The sequence below is a fragment of the Pseudomonas sp. S2_A05 genome, from assembly GCF_054668485.1.
In genome coordinates this window covers 5087286-5108526 of record NZ_CP162775.1, presented here as the reverse complement: position 1 = coordinate 5108526, position 21241 = coordinate 5087286, and the positions used below count along the sequence as shown (strand labels likewise).

Sequence of the window (21241 nt, the reverse complement as noted above, 5' to 3'; positions counted from 1 at the left end):
GGGGGTGGCATTGCTGTTACAGACGGGCCGAGGCTTGCCGCTTTTGCATCGGCACTGCGTACTCCTGCGAGTTACTCGAACCTGGGACGCTTGGGCAAAGGGTGCAGCGGCTGACTCTGTCGCCCTCCGTCATAGTTGCGGATTTCATTCTCCAGCCTGTCCAGCATTCTCCCGGGACTCGTTTCCGTATAAAGAATGGCGTCGAGCCTGGCCCGCTCGTTGACTTCGGCGCTGTCATACATTTCCAGAAACCACCACACGCGCCGCTGCAGAAGCGGGCGTTCAACGTGAAACTCGGGCGTCCGACTCAGTCGACGAAGAATGCCGGTCACTGCCAGTGGCATTGCGGCGTTATGCCTGTCCCACAGCGCTTGTTTTTCCGCTATCTGTTCCTGTGGCACATTGCGTAGCCAGAGATCGGCAGTTACATCGCTGCTTTCCTGCCCAAGCCAGATATCGGTGCCTGTCTCTACACGTGCTCGTATCAACCGCCGTAAAGAGGCCGGGTCCATTATCGGATTGCCGATGAGATTGAAGCCCGCTCTGAGCTCCACGGATTCGGGGATCGACCTGATGTGATTGTCCGCAAGATTCAGTTCTCTTGCGGGAATCCTGTCGGTAATGCCCTCGGGAAATCTTTGCAATCGTGTATTGGAAAGATCCAGCTCCTGCAGTGCGGTCATGTGTTCGAGTGAGGGGCTGATCGAAAGCGGATTGCCCCCCAGTCTCAACACTTCCAGCTTCGACGCCACGTCGATGGCCTCAAGTCCGGAAGGCAGCAGGTGTATTCCGGTGCGGCTCAGATCCAGCACCCGCAGTTCAGTCATCCCTCTGATATCAGCTGCCACTTGCAAAAAGGTGACTTGCTCCTGACGCCGCATCTGCATGTCCAGGCTGTTCACCGGGGCCTCGAATGTGTTGCAAAGCCATAGCTCGTTTAGCCTGGCAAGGCCTCGTACGGAAAAGTCAGACGTTAGTTCACAGTCCTGCAGGTGCAGCCTTTGCAAACGCGGGAATCTTTTCAATTGCTCGGCAAATCGCGAATCCAGCCTGAATTTCGAATAAGCCCGTTCGATCACGTTCCAGCCTTGAAACCGCCCTTCCACTTCGATTGCCTGACTGGTAATGGTCAGACTTTCAAGATTGGGAAACTGTGCGCAAAACACGTCCGGGTCCAGCCGGCCACGGCCTCTTAAAGTCAGAGAAATCACTGAGCTGAATTTCAAGGAAAGCGGTTTTTGAACTGGCCATATCGTCAGATCGATTTCCAGCTTGAAGCCCACATGCCGCCCGTCACGGTAGACGCGCTGTTCGGGCTGACCTTGCCATCGGTACAACTGGCGAAACGTCGCCCATATATTCCGCGCCTCATGTAACTCCTTGTCCGATGAAATGCGACCTCGACTGATCGGCAGGTCAAAACGCGTTGAGTCCAATTGCGCCAGCCCAAGCTGGATATGCTTGAGCTCAAGCTCTGCCCCGTCCTTGTCATCGAACCGGGCGATGAAGGCGTCCGCGTCCTCGTCGGTCGTGTCGGGCAGGTACTTGCGGATCTGCTCCCGGGTGGTGGGCTCCGCGACTTCACGCGCATACCAAAGTCCGCTGTCCACATCGCGCAGCATCACCGGGCCGGATGGGAGCAACTCGCTTGGCCGCCGGGCTCGATACAGACCCGTCGCAGGATCCACTGCGACAGGCACCAGGTCGCCGTTGACCAGGTCTGCGTAGGTTCGCCGACTGATCACCCGCAAACCCTCACTGTTGACCTGTGGAAGTATCGCTCGGGCGTTGGTGACGTAATTGTCCAGCGAAGGCTGGGTAGCGGGAGGGCGAATACCTTCTGCGAGTGCGCGCACCACAACGGCCGCGGCAGGGGGTATGGCATCTAGGGTCGCATCACTGGATGATTCGGCGCGCGGCAGCAAATGATGCGAAGCAAAATTCCCATCGACGCCTGTGCGACCCGGGTGGCCGTGGAGCGAAATGTCGGCGTCCGCAGCCCGATGCAGGCTGTCCGGAACGTCCACGTGGGTACCGCCACCGCGAGGGGGTTTTACTGGCATGTTTTCATCCTTGAAAAAGACGCCCCATGCAGTCGAGCAAGGGGACGACGGGTTTCGGCATCCTGCCGTTTGAAGGGGCAAACGATAGCGTGGACGAGCATCGGACGGAGATGGGAAAGGGAGACGGCCGCAGTGGGAAACGACCTCAAACAGTGTCGGAGCGCGCCCAGTGATGAGGACTTGCCCCTAGGGCTCGCTCAAGCGGATCTCCAGCCGCCAACGATCATCGACCTCGCTGCCAACCCAGTCGCCCTGCAACGGGCGCGCTGCCAGCACCGTCAGCAATAACCCTCCATCGCTTTTGCGCGTGCGCCAGTTGACGTCCTTGCCGTTGAGCCTGAGCTGGCCCTTCTGCGGTCGACCTTCGGCCTGAAACAGCAGCGCGACGGTGCCATCGATAATCTCGCCGTGCAGTTTCGGCTCGTTGTTGAACCACACCACCAGGCCGCCATCGGTGACCTCGACACGCTCCAGCACGCTTGGATCGGGCGTGGTCAGACGGCCAATCATCAAGCCGATCATCAAGCCGACAATCGCCAGCGAGCCGATGACTCGCGGGAATAGTTTCGAACGGTTGTCCACAGGCGGCGTAGAATGCCGCTCATCTTTACCTTCGGAGCCGTGCATGTTTCACGTCATCCTTTTTCAACCAGAAATTCCGCCGAACACCGGCAACGTTATCAGGCTGTGCGCCAACAGTGGCTGCCACCTGCATTTGATCGAACCACTGGGTTTCGAGATGGACGACAAGCGCCTGCGCCGTGCCGGTCTCGACTACCACGAATATGCCACGTTGCAGCGTCACGCTGACCTGGCCAGCTGTCTGGAAAGTCTGGGTAACCCGCGCGTGTTCGCCTTCACCACCAAGGGCTCGCGGCCGTTCCATGATGCCGCGTTCGTGCCCGGCGACGCGTTTCTGTTCGGTCCGGAAAGCCGTGGCCTGCCAGCGGACGTGCTCGACGCCCTGCCCGCCGAACAGCGCCTGCGCCTGCCGATGCGCGAAGGCTGCCGCAGCCTGAACCTGTCCAACACCGTGGCGGTCGCCGTGTACGAAGCGTGGCGGCAGAACGACTTCAAGTAACGCCGCAAGCAAATGTGGGAGCGAGCCTGCTCGCGATTACGGAGTGTCAGTCAACATTGATGTGTCTGACAGACCGCTTTCGCGAGCAGGCTCGCTCCCACATGGGTATTACTGAACCGTCTTACTGAACGGTCGGGGTCTCGCCGCTTTCCTGCATGCGCTGCAGCTCTTGCGCGTACAGGGCGTCGAAGTTCACCGGGGCCAGCATCAGCGCCGGGAACGAACCGCGGGTGACCAGGCTGTCCAGGGTTTCGCGGGCGTACGGGAACAGGATGTTCGGGCAGAATGCACCGAGGGTGTGGCTCATCGAAGCCGCGTCCAGATTCTTGATCAGGAAGATACCGGCCTGTTGCACTTCAGCGATGAAGGCCACTTCTTCGCCGTTTTTCACGGTAACGGAAAGGGTCAGCACCACTTCGTAGAAATCGCCTTCCAGCGCTTTCTGGCGGGTGTTCAGATCCAGACCGACCGCCGGATCCCACTGCTGGCGGAAGATCGCCGGGCTTTTCGGGGCTTCGAAGGACAGGTCGCGTACGTAGATGCGCTGCAAGGAGAATTGCGGTGCGGTTTCTTCTTCGCTGGCTGCAGTGTTCTGTTGGTCAGTCATCTCAGATCCTTATCGATCTTGGGTCTTTTAGGGAGTGCTGTACGTGGGTGCAGCCGTTCAGCCCTTGAGCAGCGCGTCGAGTTTGCCGGCGCGCTCCAGAGCGTATAAATCATCACAACCGCCGATGTGCTTTGCGCCGATCCAGATTTGCGGCACGGACGTGCGCCCGGCCTTTTTGGTCATTTCGGCACGCAGCTGCGGCTTGCCATCGACCTTGATCTCTTCGAAGGCCACGCCTTTGCTGGCGAGCAGATGCTTGGCGCGCGAGCAGTAAGGGCAGTAATCGCTGGAATAGACGATGACTTCGCTCATGTCATTTCACCAGCGGCAGGTTGTCGCCTTTCCAGCTGGAAATCCCGCCGGACAGCTTGGCGGCGGTGAAGCCGGACTTCATCAGTTCGCGGGCGTGGGTGCCGGCGGTCTGACCGAGGGCGTCGACCAGAATGATGGTCTTGGCCTTGTGCTTTTCCAGCTCGCCGACGCGGGCAGCCAGTTTGTCTTGCGGGATGTTCACCGCGCCGACTATGTGGCCAGCGGCATAATCCTTGGCCGGACGGATGTCCACCACCACGCCTGCGTCTTTATTGACCAGTGCGGTCAGTTCGCCGGTGCTCAGGCTCTTGCCGCCGCCCTGCATCGTGTGCGCCAGCAACAGAGCCAGAAGTACGACGAAGATACCGACAAGAATGTAGTGGTTAGTGGCAAATTCAATCAGGTGAGCAACCATCGAAGGAGGTTCCAGGGCGTTAAAATGTCGGCCAGTATACACAGCCACTATGGTCGGCCAAACCCCGTCCGGCGGTGACGCGGTCGGAACTTCGCTTTAAACTCCAACTCCGTTTTCCATCGCCCTCTTCTTTATCAGCCACGAGTGGATTCCATGACGACTACGCCCAAACCTTTGGTCCTGATGATTCTCGACGGCTTCGGTCACAGCGACAGCCCCGAATCCAATGCTGTGTTCGCGGCAAAGAAACCCGTGCTGGATCGTCTGTGGGCCACCGTGCCGAACGGCCTGATCTCGGGCAGCGGCATGGACGTCGGTCTGCCGGATGGCCAGATGGGCAACTCCGAAGTCGGCCACATGAACCTCGGCGCCGGGCGCGTGGTGTATCAGGACTTCACCCGTGTGACCAAAGCGATCCGCGACGGCGAATTCTTCGACAATCCGACCATCTGCGCCGCTGTGGATAAAGCCGTGGCCGCCGGCAAAGCCGTGCACTTCATGGGCCTGCTGTCCGATGGCGGCGTGCACAGCCATCAGGATCACCTGATCGCCATGGCCGATCTGGCCTTCAAGCGCGGCGCCGAAAAAATCTATCTGCACGCCTTCCTCGATGGCCGCGACACGCCGCCGAAAAGCGCTGCCTCGTCGATCGAACTGCTCGACGCGACGTTCCAGGCATTGGGCAAAGGCCGGATCGCCAGCATCATCGGCCGCTATTTCGCCATGGACCGTGACAACCGTTGGGATCGCGTCGCCCAGGCCTATAACCTGATCGTCGACGGCAATGGCGAATTCAACGCCGCCACCGCTCAGGAAGGTCTTGAAGCTGCCTACGCCCGTGGCGAAAGCGACGAATTCGTCAAAGCCACCTCCATCGGTGAGCCGGTGAAAGTTGAAGACGGCGACGCAGTGGTGTTCATGAACTTCCGTGCCGACCGCGCCCGCGAGCTGACCCGGGTGTTCGTCGAAGACGATTTCAAGGAATTCGCGCGCGCCCGTCAGCCGAAACTGGCCGGTTTCGTCATGCTTACCCAGTACGCCGCAAGTATTCCGGCACCGTCGGCCTTCGCCGCCGGCAGCCTGGAAAACGTTCTCGGTGATTATCTGGCGAAAAACGGCAAGACCCAGCTGCGCATTGCTGAAACCGAAAAATACGCTCACGTGACCTTCTTCTTCTCCGGCGGTCGTGAAGAACCGTTCCCGGGCGAAGAGCGCATCCTGATCCCGTCGCCGAAAGTCGCTACTTATGACTTGCAGCCGGAAATGAGCGCGCCGGAAGTCACCGACCGTATCGTCGACGCGATCGAAAACCAGCGTTACGACGTGATCGTGGTCAACTACGCCAACGGCGATATGGTCGGCCACAGCGGTGTGTTCGATGCGGCGGTAAAAGCGGTCGAGTGCCTGGACACCTGCGTCGGTCGCATCGTTGAAGCGCTGGAAAAGGTCGGCGGCGAAGCACTGATCACCGCCGACCACGGCAACGTCGAGCAAATGGCCGATGAATCCACCGGTCAGGCGCACACCGCGCACACCACCGAGCCGGTGCCGTTCATCTACGTCGGCAAACGCGACCTGAAAGTGCGCGAAGGCGGCGTGCTGGCGGACGTAGCGCCGACCATGCTGATGCTGCTGGGTCTGGAAAAACCGGCGGAGATGACCGGTACCTCGATCCTGGTCTGAGCCGAATCCGGAAAACACCGCAAAAACCCTGTGGGAGCTGGCTTGCCAGCGATAACAATCTGACAGCCAGCATTTATGTTGAATGTGCAGCCGCCATCGCTGGCAAGCCAGCTCCCACAGTGGTTTGTGCTGGGTTCGAAGATTATTTTCAGCTGTATCTCCAGCCAGTTATCACACAGCCCCAATTGGGCGTTTTTTTTGCAGCCTCGGGCGGGCATACTAGGCCGTCCCTTACCCTGGTGCCGCCCGCCCCTATGCTTCGCGTCCTGATCGCCCTTGCTCTGACCTGTCTGCTCCAGCCGGCCTTCGCCGACGAGCGCGCGCAAACCCAACAGCAGTTGGAGGCCACGCGTCAGGATATCGCCGAGCTGAAAAAGCTTCTGGGCAAGCTGCAGGAAGAAAAGTCCGGCGTGCAGAAAGAGCTCAAGGGCACTGAAACCGAGATGGGCAAGCTGCAGAAGCAGGTCGACGCGCTGCAGAAAGAACTGCAGAAAAGCGAATCCGAGCTGCAGCGGCTCGATGCAGAGAAAAAAACTCCAGAGCGCGCGCACTGAACAGCAGCGACTGATCGCCATTCAGGCCCGAGCGGCGTACCAGAACGGCCGCCAGGAATACCTCAAGCTGCTGCTCAACCAGCAGAATCCCGAGAAATTCGCCCGCACCCTCACCTATTACGACTACCTGAGCCAGGCACGCCTGGAGCAGTTGAAGAACTTCAACGAAACCCTGCGCCAACTGGCCAATGTCGAAAAAGACATCGGTCTGCAGCAAGCGCAGTTGCTGGTGCAGAAAAGCGACCTCGACACGCAGCGCGAAGCACTCGAGAAAGTCCGCAAGGAGCGCCAGCAGGTTCTCGCCAGACTCAATGACGACGTCAAGGCCCGCGACCAGAAACTCGCCGCCCGCGAGCAGGATCAGGCAGACCTGTCTAAAGTCCTTAAAACCATTGAAGAAACCCTGGCCCGACAGGCTCGTGAGGCAGAAGAGGCGCGGCAGAAAGCGCTGATCGCCCAGCAGGAAGCGGAAAAAAAGCGTTTGCGTGAGGCGCAGGCTGAAAACAGCGACGCCCCACGAAAACCCGCCAGATCAAGCCCCGGCGCGCTGGTATCGAGCAGCGGCGAAACGTTTGGCGGGCCTTTTGCTGCAACGCGGGGAAAACTTCCGTGGCCGGTTGATGGTCGATTACTCGCACGCTTCGGTGAAAGCCGTGGCGACGACGCCCGCACCAAGTGGGATGGCGTGATGATCAGCGCCTCCGCCGGCAGCCAGGTGCACGCCGTACACGGCGGGCGCGTGGTGTTCGCCGATTGGCTACGCGGTGCCGGTTTGCTGGTGATTCTTGATCACGGCAACGGTTTTCTGAGTCTTTACGGCCACAACCAGACGCTGCTCAAGTCGGCGGGTGATGTGGTCAAGGCGGGCGAGTCGATTTCCACTGTCGGTAACAGTGGCGGTCAGGACACGCCAGCGCTGTATTTCGCAATTCGTCAGCAGGGTCACCCGAGTGATCCGGCGCAATGGTGTCGTGCGCAAGGATAAGCGCACCACCTAATTCAGGAGTTCGTTCGACATGCTGCATTTGTCCCGCCTTACCTCGCTGGCCCTGACGATCGCCCTGGTGATCGGCGCGCCTCTGGCGTTCGCCGCGCAACCGGCCCCGACCGTCGCTCCGGCAGGCACTGCCGCGACCGCCAAGGCGCCGTTGCCACTGGAAGAGCTGCGCACCTTCGCCGAGGTCATGGACCGGATCAAAGCCGCGTACGTCGAGCCTGTGGACGACAAGACCCTGCTGGAAAACGCGATCAAGGGCATGCTCAGCAACCTCGATCCGCATTCGGCCTACCTTGGCCCGGAAGATTTCACCGAACTGCAGGAAAGCACCAGTGGTGAGTTCGGCGGTCTGGGCATCGAAGTCGGCGCCGAAGACGGCTTCATCAAGGTCGTCTCGCCGATTGATGACACGCCAGCGTCGAAGGCTGGCATCCAGGCCGGTGACTTCATCGTCAAGATCAACGGCCAGCCAACCCGTGGCCAGACCATGACCGAAGCCGTCGACAAGATGCGCGGCAAGATCGGCCAGAAAATCACCCTGACCCTGGTTCGCGATGGCGGCACGCCGTTCGACGTGACCCTGGCCCGTGCAGTGATTCAGGTCAAGAGCGTCAAGGCGCAGCTGCTGGAATCGGGCTACGGCTATATCCGCATCACCCAGTTCCAGGTCAAGACCGGCGAAGAAGTCTCCAAGGCTCTGGCCAAACTGCGCAAGGACAACGGCAAGAAGCTCAACGGCATCATCCTCGACCTGCGCAACAACCCCGGTGGTGTGCTGCAATCGGCGGTGGAAGTGGTCGACCATTTCATCACCAAGGGCCTGATCGTCTACACCAAGGGCCGCATTGCCAACTCCGAGTTGCGCTTCTCCGCCACCGGCAAGGACGAGAGCGAAGCGGTACCGATGGTCGTGCTGATCAACGGTGGCAGTGCCTCGGCTTCGGAGATCGTCGCCGGCGCCCTGCAGGACCAGAAACGTGCCGTGGTCATGGGCACCACCAGTTTCGGCAAGGGCTCGGTGCAGACCGTGCTGCCGCTGAACAACGACCGCGCGCTGAAGATCACCACCGCGCTGTACTTCACGCCGAACGGCCGCTCGATCCAGGCTCAGGGCATCGTGCCGGACATCGAAGTGCGCCGCGCGAAGATCACCAACGAAGCCGACAGCGAATACTTCAAGGAAGCCGATCTGCAAGGTCACTTGGGCAACGGCAACGGCGGCGCCGACAAACCGAGCGGCTCCGGCGGCAAGGCCAAAGCGATGCCGCAGGATGACGATTACCAGTTGGCCCAGGCCCTGAGCCTGCTCAAAGGCCTGAGCATCACGTCCGGCCGCTGAGGATGTTGTTGCGTTCCCTCTGCGTTCTGTTGTGCTGTCTGGCGGGTCTTGCCCAAGCAGAGCCCGCCAGTTCCTCGCCGCACAAGGCCTACCTGACACTGATCATCGATGACCTGGGGCAGAACCTGCCCCGGGATCGTCGCGTGCTCGCCCTGCCCGGCCCGGTCACGGCGGCGATCATGCCCGATACCCCCCACGCCACCGAATTTGCCCGCGAAGCCCATCGCGCCGGCAAGATCGTCATCCTGCACATGCCCATGGACCCGGCCACCGGGCCGTACGCCTGGCACCCCGAACTGCCCATTGAAGAGCTGCAGAAACGCCTGAATGCCGCGTTTGAAAAAGTCCCGTTCACTGCCGGCATCAACAATCACATGGGCAGCCGCATGACCGCGCAGCCTGCGGCGATGGCGTGGTTGATGGGCGAATTGCAGCGTCGGCACAAGTTCTTCGTCGACAGCCGCACCAGCGCTCAAACGGTCGCTGCGCAGCAGGCGCAGAAGATCGACCTGGCCAGCGTTTCCCGTGATGTGTTTCTTGATGATGAGCGCACCGAAGCGGCCATTGCCACTCAGTTGCAGACCGCGATCGCCCTGGCGCACAAACAGGGTTCAGCGGTGATGATCGGCCATCCGTATCCGCAGACCCTGGCGGTGCTCGAGCGCGAATTACCCAAGCTCAAAGCGCAGGGCATCGACTGGATCGATATCAGGCAGATGATCAGCGTGCGCAGCAACCGCGCCATGGCTGGCCATGGCAAGGATGGCGTTTACCGGTAACACCCGGTCACGTTGCAATACATAGTTACCACCGAACGCCCCTCCCCCTTCCGGATAGTGAGACCTGCAACAGGTCGCGACTCCTTTGAGTCGCTTGCAACTATCAGGAGTGCCCATGACAAACAACGCCCCGATTATCCCGCCCGTTGGGCGGACTGAACCGATCCGCATCGATAACCTGCTGATCAACTTCACAACAGAATTTCTGCGCATCTGGGATACCAACGGTTTGTCGGCCAGACCCGCGTCGTTCTGGCGCCCGACCCCGGCTCCCGACGCGCTACCCGGTTATTTCCCCTTGGGCGACTTCGTCACCAGAGGCGTTGGCAACATCAACGGTGAACGCGTGGTCGCGGTTGTTTGTGAGGCAGACATTGCCAGCACTGACCCCACCAAAGGCAGGGCACTGCGACGTCCCGATGATTACGAGCTGGTCTGGAAGGACTCCGGATCAGGCTCGAAAAGAGATCTGTCGATCTGGCGACCGCTAGCTCCCGCAGGCTACGTAGCGCTGGGGTCGGTGTGCTCGAACGATCATGAAAAACCTTCGCTCAACGCGGTGCGCTGCGTTCGCGAAGACCTGGTGATCGCGTCGAATACCACCGATCTGATCTGGGACGACAAGGGCAGCAAGGCCCGACAGCGCGTCAGCACCTGGAGCGCCGTTCCTCCAGCCGCTTTGCCGGGCGAAGTCTACTTGGCATCGGGCAGTTTTTTCAGCTTGAGTGACTACACCCGACCGGCCAGTTTCCCGGTCTACTGCTTGCGCTTGCAGATCGGCCTGCAGATGTCTACACGCCCATCGCCACCGGTGCTCTGCGGCGAGACGCCAACACCTGTAGAGCCAACGGACGATGCGACTTACACCGCCAGCCTCCCCTGGTTCACGGTCAACGATCCGCGTTACACCGCCGCTGAGCAATGGCGTCACTCGCCCTTCTATCTGCTTGAACGCAAGGATCGCTACATCCTCGTCGGTCACGCACGCAACAGTGGCAACGACAGCCAGATATTCAGGTGGAATGCGCAGCGCGCCCAGCGTACTGGCGGCTTGCGTACTTTCACTCAAACCACCTGCATCGAATTCGGCGCGCAATGGCAAACCCGTCAGCACGGCGCGTTGATGTTTTCCGCACGGCTGGGCCACGATTTCACCCAATGCGAACTGCATTCGAATGAATGGCTCAATACAGCGACCATCGAAGTGGTTGCGGTGGTGGACAAAAACCGCTCAGTGGCCGCCTACCTGGCCCAGAGCGAATACAGACTGGTGCGCGCGGACGGCACGGCAGTGACGGATGGTTTCATCTACACCGATGGCAATAGCCTGCACATCAGCCAGTACGCACCCACCGAGCCTGCAACCATCGTCGCGTCGGAGCCAGAGGCGGTCGAAGATCAGACTGTGCTTGCGCCTGCGACCGAGGGCGAAATCAGCACCTCCCTGCCAGAGCCCGAGGAGTCAGCCGTTACAGATAGCGCGCCATGATTTCATCGACCACGCCTTCCTTGCGCAACTGATCCAGCGCGGTCTGTAGCCTGTTGACCACCTCATCGGAGACGTCCTTGTTCAGCGCCAGATATAACTCGGCGCTGTTGAAGCGCAGCACGGTCTTCAGGCCGGTCACGCCATCCTGCCGCGCCAGATAACGGCCGGCAGGATCACCCGTGGCCCACAGATCGATCTGGCCATTGAGCAGTTTTTTTGCGTTGTCCTGATCGCGCAGCACTACTACCGGTTTGAGGCCTTGCTTGGTGAGCGTCTCGGCAATCGCATCGCCCTTGTAGGCGCCGATCTTGTATTTGCGCGCATCATTGAGGGTTTCGAGGGTGATCTTGCTGTCAGCCTTGGCCAGCAGGATCCAGTCGTCCGGGCCGATTGGGCCGACCCATTTGAACAGTCTTTCGCGATCGGGCAGGCGCGCCATGACGAAGGCCCCGTAGCCGGGATTCTCCAGGGCGAGTTTGTAGACACGCTCCCAGGGGAAACGCAGGGTCAGGCTGTAAGTGAGGCCGGCGCGCTGGAACATCTCGCGAACGATGTCCGTGGCAATGCCGTTGATGTTGTCGCCCTGGGCGAAATTCTTGCCGTTCTTCGCCATGTTGTACGGCGGGAAGTTCTCGGTGAGCAGTACCAGATCGGTGTCGGGACTGGTTTCGGCCCGGGCATTGCTGATGAACAACAACGAGGCGCTGGCGAGAACAACAAGCAGGCGTTTGATCATGTCGGGCTACCGGAATCCATGGCGTGCCCAAGAGTGCCTTGGGCGCGCCATGCTGTCCACTGGCCTGTACGCTTTAGCGCATGACGATGCCGCGATGCGACATGTAGGCCTTGGCTTCCTGCACGGTGTATTCGCCGAAGTGGAAAATACTCGCCGCCAGCACCGCACTGGCATGACCTTCGAGAATGCCATCGGCCAGATGCTGCAGATTGCCGACACCACCGGAAGCGATCACCGGAATGCCCAGCGCGTCGCTGATGGCGCGGGTCACGCCGAGGTCGAAACCGTTTTTCATGCCGTCCTGATCCATGCTGGTCAGGAGGATCTCGCCGGCACCGAGGCCTTCCATTTTCTTCGCCCACTCGACTGCGTCGAGACCGGTCGGCTTGCGCCCGCCGTGGGTGAATATTTCCCAGCGCGGGGTTTCGCCGGGACCGGAAACTTTCTTGGCGTCGATGGCAACGACGATGCACTGCGAGCCGAAATGCTGCGCGGCCTCGCCGACGAACTCGGGGTTGAACACGGCGGCGGTATTGATCGACACCTTGTCCGCGCCGGCATTGAGCAGGTTGCGGATGTCCTGCACGGTACGCACACCACCGCCGACGGTCAGCGGGATGAATACCTGGCTGGCCATGCGCTCGACGGTATGCAGCGTGGTGTCACGGCCATCGACGCTGGCGGTGATGTCGAGAAAGGTAATCTCGTCGGCGCCCTGCTCGTCGTAGCGACGGGCGATTTCCACCGGGTCACCGGCGTCGCGGATGTTCTCGAACTTCACACCTTTGACGACCCGGCCGTTGTCCACGTCCAGGCAAGGGATGATGCGTTTGGCCAGCGCCATGGTCAGTCCTCAGCCTTGGTACGAATCGCAGAAAGCTTGCGCTTCGGCGACGTCGAGAGTGCCTTCGTAGATCGCCCGGCCGGTAATCGCGCCGATGATGCCCGGTGCCTTGGCGTCGAGCAGCGACTTGATGTCACCCAGGTTATGGATGCCGCCGGAAGCGATCACCGGAATCCCGGTGGCAGCGGCCAGCGCAGCGGTGAACGGTACGTTGCAGCCCTGCATCATGCCGTCTTTGGCGATGTCGGTATAAACGATCGAGGACACGCCGTCGGCTTCGAACTGCTTGGCCAGGTCAATGACCTGCACGGTGCTGATTTCCGCCCAGCCGTCGGTGGCGACGAAACCGTCTTTCGCATCCAGGCCAACGATGATCTTGCCCGGAAAGGCGCGGCAGGCCTCAGCAACGAACGCCGGATCTTTTACGGCTTTGGTGCCGATGATCACGTAGCTCACGCCCGCCTTAACGTAATGCTCGATGGTTTCCAACGAACGAATGCCGCCACCGATCTGGATCGGCAGGGTCGGGTAACGCTTGGCGATTGCGGTAACCACTTCGCCGTTGACCGGCTGGCCTTCGAACGCGCCGTTCAGGTCGACCAGATGCAGACGGCGGCAACCGCCCTCCACCCACTTGGCAGCCATGCTCACCGGGTCATCGGAGAACACCGTGGAATCTTCCATGCGGCCCTGGCGCAGACGTACGCAGGCACCGTCTTTGAGATCGATAGCGGGAATAATCAGCATCTGGCAAACCTTAAAATTGGAATGTTCAGCTTGGCTCGGGAATCAGTTTTTCTCGAGCGCCCACAGGTCGCTTTCGATGCTTTCAAACCGTTCCTTGAGGTGGGTCTGCACATCGAAAATCGCCCTGTTGTAATAGTGCGGAGCAATCTCGCGGGTAAACAGCTCAAGAATTTCCGCCGCTTCGAACGAACCCAGGTCCAGTTCGAAACGGTCTTCCATGAACCGCTGGATCTTGCGATTGGCCTCGCTCTCCTGCTCGGGAGTGAGGGTCAGGATCGGCGGTCTGGACTTCTTGACAGCCATTTACCAGCGACCGTCCCACGCAGCGAAGTTCTGCAGCAGTTGCAGGCCGTGGGTATGGCTTTTCTCCGGGTGGAACTGCACGGCGAAACGCGAACCGTCGGCCAGCGCTGCGGCGAAATCGACACCGTAATGACCGCTGCCCACCACCTGCCGCGCATTGGCGGCGGCGATGTAGTAGCTGTGCACGAAATAGAAACGCGCCAGGTCGGGGATGTCGTGCCACAGCGGGTGACTGATCTTCTGCTTTACCTCGTTCCAGCCCATGTGCGGGACTTTGAGGTGCTCGCCGTCTTCGTGCAGATCCTTGCCGAAGAATTTCACCGCGCCCGGAAACAGGCCGATGCAGTCGACGCCGGCGTTCTCTTCGCTGGTATCGAGCAGGGCTTGCATACCGACGCAAATGCCGAGGAACGGCCGATCCTGGCTGACCTCACGGACCAGCGAGTCGAAGCCGAGGCGACGGATCTCCGCCATGCAATCGCGAATCGCGCCAACGCCCGGGAATACTACACGGTCGGCTTCTCGAATCACGTTCGCGTCGCTGGTAATCAGCACCTTGCCGGCGCCGACGTGCTCGAGCGCTTTGGCCACCGAGTGCAGATTGCCCATGCCGTAGTCGATAACTGCAACCGTCTGCATTACAGAACGCCTTTGGTCGACGGCATTTGCCCGGCCATGCGCTCGTCCAGCTCGACGGCCATGCGCAGCGCGCGGCCGAAAGCCTTGAACACGGTTTCGATCTGGTGGTGAGTGTTGGTGCCGCGCAGGTTATCGATGTGCACGCTGACCAGCGCGTGGTTGACGAAGCCCTGGAAAAACTCCTGGAACAGGTCAACGTCGAAACCGCCGACGGTGGCGCGGGTGTACGGCACGTGCATCTGCAGGCCCGGGCGACCGGAGAAATCGATCACCACGCGCGACAGCGCTTCATCGAGCGGCACGTAGGCATGGCCGTAGCGACGGATGCCTTTCTTGTCGCCGATGGCTTTAGCGAACGCCTGGCCGAGGGTGATACCGACGTCTTCCACCGTATGGTGGTCGTCGATATGCAGATCGCCCTTGCATTCGATATCCAGGTCGATCAACCCGTGACGGGCGATCTGATCCAGCATGTGCTCAAGAAAAGGTACACCGATATCGAATCGGGCCTTTCCGGTGCCATCAAGGTTGATCGAGGCTTTGATCTGGGTTTCCAGAGTGTCGCGCTCGACAGACGCCTTACGTTCGGCCATCACCAGCTCCGCAAAATCATTGGGCGAAAAAGGCAGCCATTATAGGCACGCAGGAGGCAAACAGAAACACGAGAGGAGAGATGCCTGACGGATAGAACGCCCGGCTGTCGCGGGTAGACATGTCCATACAAGCCATTACAGGCATGCCAGAAACAAATGTGGGAGCGAGCCTGCTCGCGAATGCGGCAGGCCAGCCAACATTGATGTCGACCGGTGCTCCGTCTTCGCGAGCAGGCTCGCTCCCACAGGTTCGGCGTTTATTCAGCTAACACCTTAGTGAAACAGTACCGCCGTCTTCTGCAGGGTCACCCACACACCCCACGCCAACGGAATACCCACCACCAGCCATGCCGCGATCGCCAGAGGCTTGGTGCCCGGCGCCGCTTTCCACTCCAGAACGGTGCTGGCATCAGCACCTTTGTCATGACCCAGCGCCTGTTCGGCGGCCAGTTCGGCGTCGGTCATGAAGTACTTGTCGGCCACCGGGCGCACCATCAGATTGCACAGGAAGCCCAGCACCAGCAGGCCGGCGAGGATGTACAGGGTGATGTCGTAAGCGGCAGCGCGTTCCACGCCGATACTCAACTGATATTCACGCAGGTAGTTCACCAGCACCGGACCGAGCACGCCGGCAGCGGCCCAGGCAGTCAGCAGACGACCGTGGATCGCACCGACCATCTGCGTACCGAACAGGTCGGCCAGATACGCCGGGACCGTGGCAAAACCACCGCCATACATCGACAGGATGATGCAGAACGCCGCCACGAACAGCGCAACGTTGCCCAGATGGCCCATGTTCGGAATCAGCGCGTACAGGGCAAAACCCAGCGCGAAGAACACGAAGTAAGTGTTCTTGCGCCCCAGGTAGTCCGAGAACGAAGCCCAGAAGAACCGGCCACCGATGTTGAACAGGCTCAGCAGACCGGTGAAGCCCGCTGCGATCGCCGCGATCGAGGCCAGTTGGCCAGCGTCGAGCTGACCGAACGGCACATCGACGCCCAGCAGTTTGCCGCCGAACACTTCCTGCAACAGTGGCGAAGCCATGCCGAGGATGCCGATACCCGCCGACACGTTCAGGCACAGCACCAGCCAGACCAGACGGAATTGCGGAGTTTTCCACGCTACATTCACGTGAACGTGACGGTTGGTGATCATCGCGTTGGAAGCTTTCTTCGCCGGAGCGGTCCAGCCTTCAGGCTTCCAGCCGGTTGGCGGCACGCGGTAGGACAATGCGCCACCGATCATGAACACGAAGTAAATGGCCGCCATGGCCACGAAGCTCTGCCATACGCCCACGCCTTCTGGCGATGCGAAGTGGCTCATCAGCGCAGTCGCCAACGGTGCACCGACCATCGCGCCGCCACCGAAGCCCATGATCGCCATGCCGGTCGCCATGCCGCGCTTGTCCGGGAACCACTTGATCAGGGTCGACACCGGCGAGATATAGCCCAGGCCCAGACCGATACCGCCGATCACGCCGGAGCCGATCCACATCAGCCAGATCTGGTGGGTATAGATACCCAGCGCGGAAATCAGCAGACCGCCGCACCAGCACAAGGCCGAGACCACGCCCGCTTTACGAGGCCCGGCGTGTTCCAGCCAGCCACCCCAGATCGCTGCCGAGCAGCCGAGGAAGATGAAGAACAGCGTGTAGATCCAGCCGAGCATGGAGATCGGCCAGTCGCAGTTCGACGAAAATACCTGTGCGATGAAGCTCATGTCCGGCGCGCAAGCCACCGGCGCGGTAACGCCCAGCGCCTTGGACAGCGGCAACCAGAACACCGAGAAGCCGTAGGCCATGCCGATGCACAGGTGAATGGCCAAAGCGGCCGGTGGAACCAGCCAACGGTTGAAACCGGGCTTGGCGATGATGCGTTCCTTGGACAGGAACGCAGGCTGGTCGGCTCTGAGGCCGTCCGCCGTGATGCTCGTGCTCATTGTGTATCCCCCAATTGTTAGTATGGTTCGCCAGCCACTGCTCACCCTCGGCCTTATGCACGCAGGCATGACCGTTTTTTTAGGTGAAGCTCCTTGAAGGCGCGACGTTAAGTCGCAGACGGGCGGACGAACTGGCGAAGGTTACCATTCTCAGGTGACAGAAAAACCAAACTGATATCACCTTTTTTCAAGTCATCTGTTCTCGTACGACTCGGGAAGCCGCCAACCCCGCGTCTGCAAAGGCACCACGCCGCTTGCTACTTGTCCCATTTATGCGTGCGAAAAGTTACCCGTCGTCTGGGCGTGACTGAACGACGGGTGAACCAAGCGCAAAAAATGGCGTCGCAAGCGGGGGCCGGATTGCGCCCTCTGGCGCCCGCCGGGCATCCTCAAGCGCAGGCCCTGTGGCGAAGTTGCAGGTGCCGCCGCCGACCCTCGGCAGATGACGCCACACCGAACCGGGCGCCGGCAGCGCTATACTCCCCGGCCATATGACCAATTCGACTAACTACAAGGACTCGCCCATGAAAGCGTTCGGCAAAATCCTGGGTCTGGTACTTCTCGGGCTGTTGCTGATCATTGTGGCGGCAGGCTTTGCCCTGACCCACCTCTTCGATCCCAACGACTATAAAGACGAGATCCGCCAGATTGCCCGCGACAAGGCCCACATCGAGCTGACGCTCAATGGCGATATCGGCTGGAGCCTGTTCCCGTGGCTTGGTCTGGAACTGCACGAAGCCAGCGTCGCCACCCTGGCCAAGCCTGCCGAACCGTTTGCCGACTTGCAGATGCTCGGCCTGTCCGTGCGCGTGCTGCCGTTGTTGCGCCGCGAAGTGCAGATGAGCGACGTGCGCGTCGAAGGCCTCAACCTGCGCCTGAACCGCGACAAGAACGGCCACGGCAACTGGGAAGACATCGGCAAGGTGCCAGTGGCACCCGGCTCGACGCCACCCGCCACAACGGGCACGACCGCCAGCGAGCCGACCGTCGCCGTGGAAAAACCGGCGCAACCGATCCGCCTCGACATCGACAGCCTGACCGTCAACAACGCCCGCGTTGAATACACCGATGAGCTGACCGGCAAGCAGTTCAGTGCCGAAAGCATTCAGTTGAGCACCGGCCCGGTACACGATTCGACCAATATCCCGGTGAAAGCCACCGCGTTCCTCGGCACCAATCAACCGGTGCTGCGCGTGCGCACCGAGCTCAACGGCGAGCTGCGCTTCGAGCGCGCCCTGCAGCGCTACAAGTTCGAAGATCTGAAGCTGACCGGCGAGCTCGCTGGCGATCCGCTGCAAGGCAAGACCATGACCTTCTCTGCTCAAGGCCAGTTATTGCTGGATAAAGCGGCGAACGTCGCCGAATGGACCGGCATCAAGATTTCCGCCAACCAGTTGCGCGCCCTGGGCGAGCTGAAAGCCAACGACCTCGACAAGACGCCACAGATCAGCGGCGGCATTTCCATCGCCCAGTTCGATCTGGCGAAATTCGTCGACAGTATCGGCCAGACACTGCCGGCGATGGGCGAAGGCAGCCTGAGCAAGGTCGAACTGGTCAGCCGCGTTGCGGCCACCCCGACCAGCCTGTCGTTCGACAACATCAACCTGAAACTCGATGACAGCAGCTTCAGTGGCCGCATCGCCGTCGAGGACTTCGCCAAACAGTCGCTGCGCGCGATACTCAAGGCCGACACGTTCAACGTCGACCGCTACCTGCCACCGAAATCGGCTCAGGCCAACAACGCCACGCAAACCCGTCAGGCCGAAGTCGCCAGCACCGAGGCCGGCGCCGTCGCGGGTACCACGCCGCTGCCGGACAAACCGAGCAAAACCGCCTGGAGCACCGAGCGCCTGCTGCCGGTCGAACGCCTGGCCAAGCTGGATGTGGACGCGGACCTGACTTTCGGCCAACTGACCCTCGACAAGCTGCCGATCCAGAACGCCGCGCTCAAAGCCACCGGCCAGGGCGGCTTGCTGACGCTGACTAACCTGAGCGGCGATCTGTACAACGGCGGCTTCGTCGCCAACGGCACACTCGACGTGCGCCCAAGCGCGCCAGTGCTGAACCTGCAGACCCGGCTCAACCGCGTGCCGGCGGAAAAAATCATCGAAAGCCAAGGCAAAAATCCGCCGGTCAAAGGGCTGGTGACGCTGACCAGCAGCCTCACCGGCAGCGGCAACAGCCAACAGGCGCTGATCGACACGCTCAACGGCAACGCCAGTTTCGTCATCAACAACGGCGTGCTGCTCAACGCCAATCTCGAACAGCAATTGTGCAAAGGCATCGCCACCCTCAACCGCAAGACCCTTAGCGGCGAGCCTCGGGGCAAGGACACGCCGTTCGAGGAGCTCAAGGGCAACCTGACCGTGCGCAACGGCGTCGCCAGCAACCCCGACCTGAAAGTGCGCATCCCCGGCATGACCGTCAACGGTGACGGCGACATCGACCTGCGCGTGCTCGGCATGGATTACCGCGTCGGCATCATCGTCGAGGGCGATACCAGCGCCATGCCCGACCCGGCCTGTCAGGTCGGCGAGAAGTTCGTCGGCATCGAGTGGCCGCTGCGCTGCCGTGGCCCGCTGGAACTGGGGGCCAAGGCCTGTCGCGTCGACAATGACCGCCTTGGTCAGGTCGCCAGCAAAATGGCCGGCAACAAACTCAGCGAAAAGATCGACGAGAAATTGGGCGACAAAGTCAGTCCGGAACTGAAAAACGCATTGAAGGGGCTGTTCAAGCGATGACAGCGGAGCAGTTTTCCACGGCGGTGCTGGAATGGTTCGACCGCCATGGCCGCCACGATTTGCCGTGGCAGCAGGACATCAATCCGTACCGGGTCTGGGTGTCCGAGATCATGTTGCAGCAGACTCAGGTCAGCACCGTGCTCAACTATTTCGAGCGTTTCATGGCGGCGCTGCCAACAGTCGAAGCGCTGGCCGAAGCGCCGGAAGACGAGGTGCTGCACCTGTGGACCGGGCTGGGTTACTACACTCGCGCACGCAATCTGCAGAAGACCGCGAAGATCGTCGTCAGCCAGTACGCTGGCGAATTCCCGCGCGACGTGGAAAAACTCACCGAGCTGCCGGGCATCGGCCTGTCCACCGCGGGGGCGATCGCCAGCATCAGCATGGGCCTGCGCGCGCCGATCCTCGATGGCAACGTCAAACGCGTGCTGGCGCGCTTCACGGCGCAAGAGGGCTACCCCGGCGAACCGAAAGTCGCCAAACAGCTGTGGGCCAACGCCGAGCGCTTCACCCCGCACGATCGGGTCAACGCTTACACCCAGGCGATGATGGATCTTGGCGCCACACTCTGCACGCGCAGCAAGCCGAGCTGTCTGCTGTGCCCGCTCAAGCGTGGCTGTGAAGCGCACATGCTTGGTCTGGAAACACGTTATCCGATTCCCAAGCCACGCAAGGCCATCCCGCAGAAACGCACGCTGATGCCGATGCTCGCCAACGGCGAAGGCGCGATTCTGCTTTACCGCCGCCCGTCGACGGGACTGTGGGGCGGTTTGTGGAGCCTGCCGGAACTGGATGATCTGGAAGATCTGCAACATCTGGCCGATCAGCACTCGCTGACCATGGGTCAGCAGCAGGCGCTGCCGAGCCTGATTCACACCTTCAGCCACTTCCAGTTGTCCATCGAACCGTGGCTGGTTCAGGTGCAGGAAGCCAGCCATCACGTGGCCGAGGCCGACTGGCTCTGGTATAACCTCGCCACCCCGCCGCGCCTGGGCCTTGCTGCCCCGGTCAAGACCTTGCTCGAACGCGCGGCCGCCGTATTGAATGCAGGAGAATCGCCATGACCCGCACCGTAATGTGCCGCAAGTACAAAGAAGAACTGCCCGCGCTGGAGCGAGCCCCTTTCCCGGGCGCCAAGGGCCAGGATATTTTTGACCACGTCTCGGCCAAGGCCTGGGCCGACTGGCAGAAACACCAGACCCTGCTGATCAACGAAAAGCGCCTGAACATGATGAACGCCGAAGATCGCAAATACCTGCAGGGCGAAATGGACAAGTACTTCTCCGGCGAGGAATACGCCAAGGCCGAAGGCTACGTGCCGCCAGCCGAATAACCCGCAGATTTCGTAAGCGACGGAATTAATTTAAGAAATTTTCAAAAA

The 21241-nt window shown here is 60.8% G+C and carries 20 protein-coding genes and 2 pseudogenes; 10 read left to right on the top strand and 12 right to left on the bottom strand.

All coding sequences use genetic code 11. From position 1 onward, the window contains the following. Window positions 1–71: 71 nt before the first annotated feature. The gene (locus AB4O12_RS23265; RefSeq protein ID WP_460059785.1) at window positions 72–2063 is read right to left on the bottom strand and encodes a leucine-rich repeat domain-containing protein; all 1992 of its coding nucleotides are present in this window, start codon (window positions 2061–2063) and stop codon (window positions 72–74) included. 186 nt (window positions 2064–2249) lie between these two features. Continuing rightward, the gene (locus AB4O12_RS23260) at window positions 2250–2690 is read right to left on the bottom strand and encodes a hypothetical protein (RefSeq protein ID WP_056787242.1); all 441 of its coding nucleotides are present in this window, start codon (window positions 2688–2690) and stop codon (window positions 2250–2252) included. Here AB4O12_RS23260 and AB4O12_RS23255 point away from each other — a divergent pair. After that, entirely contained in the window at window positions 2689–3144 is a 456-nt protein-coding gene (locus tag AB4O12_RS23255) for a tRNA (cytidine(34)-2'-O)-methyltransferase (protein ID WP_016772113.1), read from the top strand. The two genes, AB4O12_RS23260 and AB4O12_RS23255, sit on opposite strands and share 2 nt — an antisense overlap. A 121-nt stretch (window positions 3145–3265) precedes the next feature. On the opposite strand, the gene secB is transcribed toward AB4O12_RS23255, so the two are convergent. The 3 genes from secB to AB4O12_RS23240 are packed head-to-tail and all read right to left on the bottom strand — an operon-like array spanning window position 3266 to window position 4478. After that, window positions 3266–3751, bottom strand: a complete 486-nt coding sequence (gene secB, locus AB4O12_RS23250) for a protein-export chaperone SecB (protein ID WP_016772114.1) — start codon at window positions 3749–3751, stop codon at window positions 3266–3268. Between the two features lie 57 nt (window positions 3752–3808). Continuing rightward, window positions 3809–4063, bottom strand: a complete 255-nt coding sequence (gene grxC / locus AB4O12_RS23245) for a glutaredoxin 3 (protein WP_016772115.1) — start codon at window positions 4061–4063, stop codon at window positions 3809–3811. 1 nt (window position 4064) lies between these two features. Continuing rightward, window positions 4065–4478, bottom strand: coding sequence for a rhodanese-like domain-containing protein (locus tag AB4O12_RS23240; protein WP_016772116.1), 414 nt, complete (start codon window positions 4476–4478; stop codon window positions 4065–4067). Between the two features lie 153 nt (window positions 4479–4631). Between AB4O12_RS23240 and gpmI the strand changes: the two genes are divergently transcribed. The 5 genes and pseudogenes from gpmI (at window position 4632) to AB4O12_RS23215 (ending at window position 11319) form a co-directional block, all read left to right on the top strand. Next, window positions 4632–6161, top strand: a complete 1530-nt coding sequence (gene gpmI, locus AB4O12_RS23235; protein WP_460059784.1) for a 2,3-bisphosphoglycerate-independent phosphoglycerate mutase — start codon at window positions 4632–4634, stop codon at window positions 6159–6161. A gap of 254 nt (window positions 6162–6415) precedes the next feature. Continuing rightward, window positions 6416–7700: pseudogene (locus AB4O12_RS23230) on the top strand (murein hydrolase activator EnvC family protein). Window positions 7701–7731: 31 nt separating this feature from the next. Beyond that, window positions 7732–9051, top strand: coding sequence for a S41 family peptidase (locus AB4O12_RS23225; RefSeq protein WP_039756590.1), 1320 nt, complete (start codon window positions 7732–7734; stop codon window positions 9049–9051). 2 nt (window positions 9052–9053) lie between these two features. Next, window positions 9054–9830: a divergent polysaccharide deacetylase family protein gene (locus tag AB4O12_RS23220; protein ID WP_041477527.1), complete on the top strand. Its 777-nt coding sequence runs from the start codon at window positions 9054–9056 to the stop codon at window positions 9828–9830. A 115-nt stretch (window positions 9831–9945) separates the two neighbouring features. Beyond that, window positions 9946–11319 carry a Vps62-related protein gene (locus tag AB4O12_RS23215; protein ID WP_258707466.1) on the top strand — a complete coding sequence of 458 codons (1374 nt, stop codon included), beginning with the start codon at window positions 9946–9948 and terminating at the stop codon, window positions 11317–11319. Here the strand turns inward: AB4O12_RS23215 and AB4O12_RS23210 are convergent. The 7 genes from AB4O12_RS23210 to AB4O12_RS23180 form a co-directional block, all read right to left on the bottom strand. Further along, entirely contained in the window at window positions 11300–12055 is a 756-nt protein-coding gene (locus AB4O12_RS23210; RefSeq protein ID WP_130929050.1) for a substrate-binding periplasmic protein, read from the bottom strand. The genes AB4O12_RS23215 and AB4O12_RS23210 overlap by 20 nt on opposite strands. Window positions 12056–12128: 73 nt before the next feature. After that, on the bottom strand, window positions 12129–12899 hold the full coding sequence (gene hisF, locus AB4O12_RS23205; protein ID WP_016772122.1) for an imidazole glycerol phosphate synthase subunit HisF: 771 nt from the start codon (window positions 12897–12899) through the stop codon (window positions 12129–12131). Between the two features lie 9 nt (window positions 12900–12908). Continuing rightward, complete coding sequence (gene hisA / locus AB4O12_RS23200) at window positions 12909–13646, bottom strand: 1-(5-phosphoribosyl)-5-[(5-phosphoribosylamino)methylideneamino]imidazole-4-carboxamide isomerase (protein ID WP_460059783.1); 738 nt, start codon at window positions 13644–13646, stop codon at window positions 12909–12911. Window positions 13647–13688: 42 nt separating this feature from the next. Further along, window positions 13689–13949 (bottom strand): DUF2164 domain-containing protein, encoded by a 261-nt coding sequence (locus AB4O12_RS23195; RefSeq protein WP_056787227.1) that lies wholly within the window; start codon window positions 13947–13949, stop codon window positions 13689–13691. Further along, complete coding sequence (gene hisH, locus AB4O12_RS23190) at window positions 13950–14588, bottom strand: imidazole glycerol phosphate synthase subunit HisH (RefSeq protein ID WP_056787225.1); 639 nt, start codon at window positions 14586–14588, stop codon at window positions 13950–13952. Beyond that, window positions 14588–15181 carry an imidazoleglycerol-phosphate dehydratase HisB gene (gene hisB, locus AB4O12_RS23185; protein ID WP_016772125.1) on the bottom strand — a complete coding sequence of 198 codons (594 nt, stop codon included), beginning with the start codon at window positions 15179–15181 and terminating at the stop codon, window positions 14588–14590. Before hisB ends, hisH begins: the two co-directional genes overlap by 1 nt. Window positions 15182–15454: 273 nt before the next feature. Further along, window positions 15455–17119: an OFA family MFS transporter gene (locus AB4O12_RS23180; protein ID WP_024011221.1), complete on the bottom strand. Its 1665-nt coding sequence runs from the start codon at window positions 17117–17119 to the stop codon at window positions 15455–15457. Window positions 17120–17347: 228 nt separating this feature from the next. Here AB4O12_RS23180 and AB4O12_RS23175 point away from each other — a divergent pair. The 4 genes and pseudogenes from AB4O12_RS23175 to AB4O12_RS23160 all read left to right on the top strand — a co-directional run. Continuing rightward, window positions 17348–17565, top strand: a pseudogene (locus tag AB4O12_RS23175) (acetyl-CoA sensor PanZ family protein); the annotation flags it as partial. 78 nt (window positions 17566–17643) lie between these two features. Then, window positions 17644–19860, top strand: coding sequence for an AsmA family protein (locus tag AB4O12_RS23170; RefSeq protein ID WP_457264642.1), 2217 nt, complete (start codon window positions 17644–17646; stop codon window positions 19858–19860). Further along, window positions 19857–20924, top strand: a complete 1068-nt coding sequence (gene mutY, locus AB4O12_RS23165; protein ID WP_041477524.1) for an A/G-specific adenine glycosylase — start codon at window positions 19857–19859, stop codon at window positions 20922–20924. Before AB4O12_RS23170 ends, mutY begins: the two co-directional genes overlap by 4 nt. After that, complete coding sequence (locus AB4O12_RS23160; RefSeq protein WP_016772129.1) at window positions 20921–21193, top strand: oxidative damage protection protein; 273 nt, start codon at window positions 20921–20923, stop codon at window positions 21191–21193. The genes mutY and AB4O12_RS23160 overlap by 4 nt, the downstream gene beginning before the upstream one ends. Window positions 21194–21241: the final 48 nt, after the last annotated feature.

Coding starts and splice junctions, on each gene's coding strand:
- AB4O12_RS23265 (WP_460059785.1), bottom strand. CDS start 2,063: ATGCCAGTAAAACCCCCTCGCGGTGGCGGTACCCACGTGGACGTTCCG.
- AB4O12_RS23255 (WP_016772113.1), top strand. CDS start 2,689: ATGTTTCACGTCATCCTTTTTCAACCAGAAATTCCGCCGAACACCGGC.
- AB4O12_RS23260 (WP_056787242.1), bottom strand. CDS start 2,690: ATGCACGGCTCCGAAGGTAAAGATGAGCGGCATTCTACGCCGCCTGTG.
- secB (WP_016772114.1), bottom strand. CDS start 3,751: ATGACTGACCAACAGAACACTGCAGCCAGCGAAGAAGAAACCGCACCG.
- grxC (WP_016772115.1), bottom strand. CDS start 4,063: ATGAGCGAAGTCATCGTCTATTCCAGCGATTACTGCCCTTACTGCTCG.
- AB4O12_RS23240 (WP_016772116.1), bottom strand. CDS start 4,478: ATGGTTGCTCACCTGATTGAATTTGCCACTAACCACTACATTCTTGTC.
- gpmI (WP_460059784.1), top strand. CDS start 4,632: ATGACGACTACGCCCAAACCTTTGGTCCTGATGATTCTCGACGGCTTC.
- AB4O12_RS23225 (WP_039756590.1), top strand. CDS start 7,732: ATGCTGCATTTGTCCCGCCTTACCTCGCTGGCCCTGACGATCGCCCTG.
- AB4O12_RS23220 (WP_041477527.1), top strand. CDS start 9,054: ATGTTGTTGCGTTCCCTCTGCGTTCTGTTGTGCTGTCTGGCGGGTCTT.
- AB4O12_RS23215 (WP_258707466.1), top strand. CDS start 9,946: ATGACAAACAACGCCCCGATTATCCCGCCCGTTGGGCGGACTGAACCG.
- AB4O12_RS23210 (WP_130929050.1), bottom strand. CDS start 12,055: ATGATCAAACGCCTGCTTGTTGTTCTCGCCAGCGCCTCGTTGTTGTTC.
- hisF (WP_016772122.1), bottom strand. CDS start 12,899: ATGGCGCTGGCCAAACGCATCATCCCTTGCCTGGACGTGGACAACGGC.
- hisA (WP_460059783.1), bottom strand. CDS start 13,646: ATGCTGATTATTCCCGCTATCGATCTCAAAGACGGTGCCTGCGTACGT.
- AB4O12_RS23195 (WP_056787227.1), bottom strand. CDS start 13,949: ATGGCTGTCAAGAAGTCCAGACCGCCGATCCTGACCCTCACTCCCGAG.
- hisH (WP_056787225.1), bottom strand. CDS start 14,588: ATGCAGACGGTTGCAGTTATCGACTACGGCATGGGCAATCTGCACTCG.
- hisB (WP_016772125.1), bottom strand. CDS start 15,181: ATGGCCGAACGTAAGGCGTCTGTCGAGCGCGACACTCTGGAAACCCAG.
- AB4O12_RS23180 (WP_024011221.1), bottom strand. CDS start 17,119: ATGAGCACGAGCATCACGGCGGACGGCCTCAGAGCCGACCAGCCTGCG.
- AB4O12_RS23170 (WP_457264642.1), top strand. CDS start 17,644: ATGAAAGCGTTCGGCAAAATCCTGGGTCTGGTACTTCTCGGGCTGTTG.
- mutY (WP_041477524.1), top strand. CDS start 19,857: ATGACAGCGGAGCAGTTTTCCACGGCGGTGCTGGAATGGTTCGACCGC.
- AB4O12_RS23160 (WP_016772129.1), top strand. CDS start 20,921: ATGACCCGCACCGTAATGTGCCGCAAGTACAAAGAAGAACTGCCCGCG.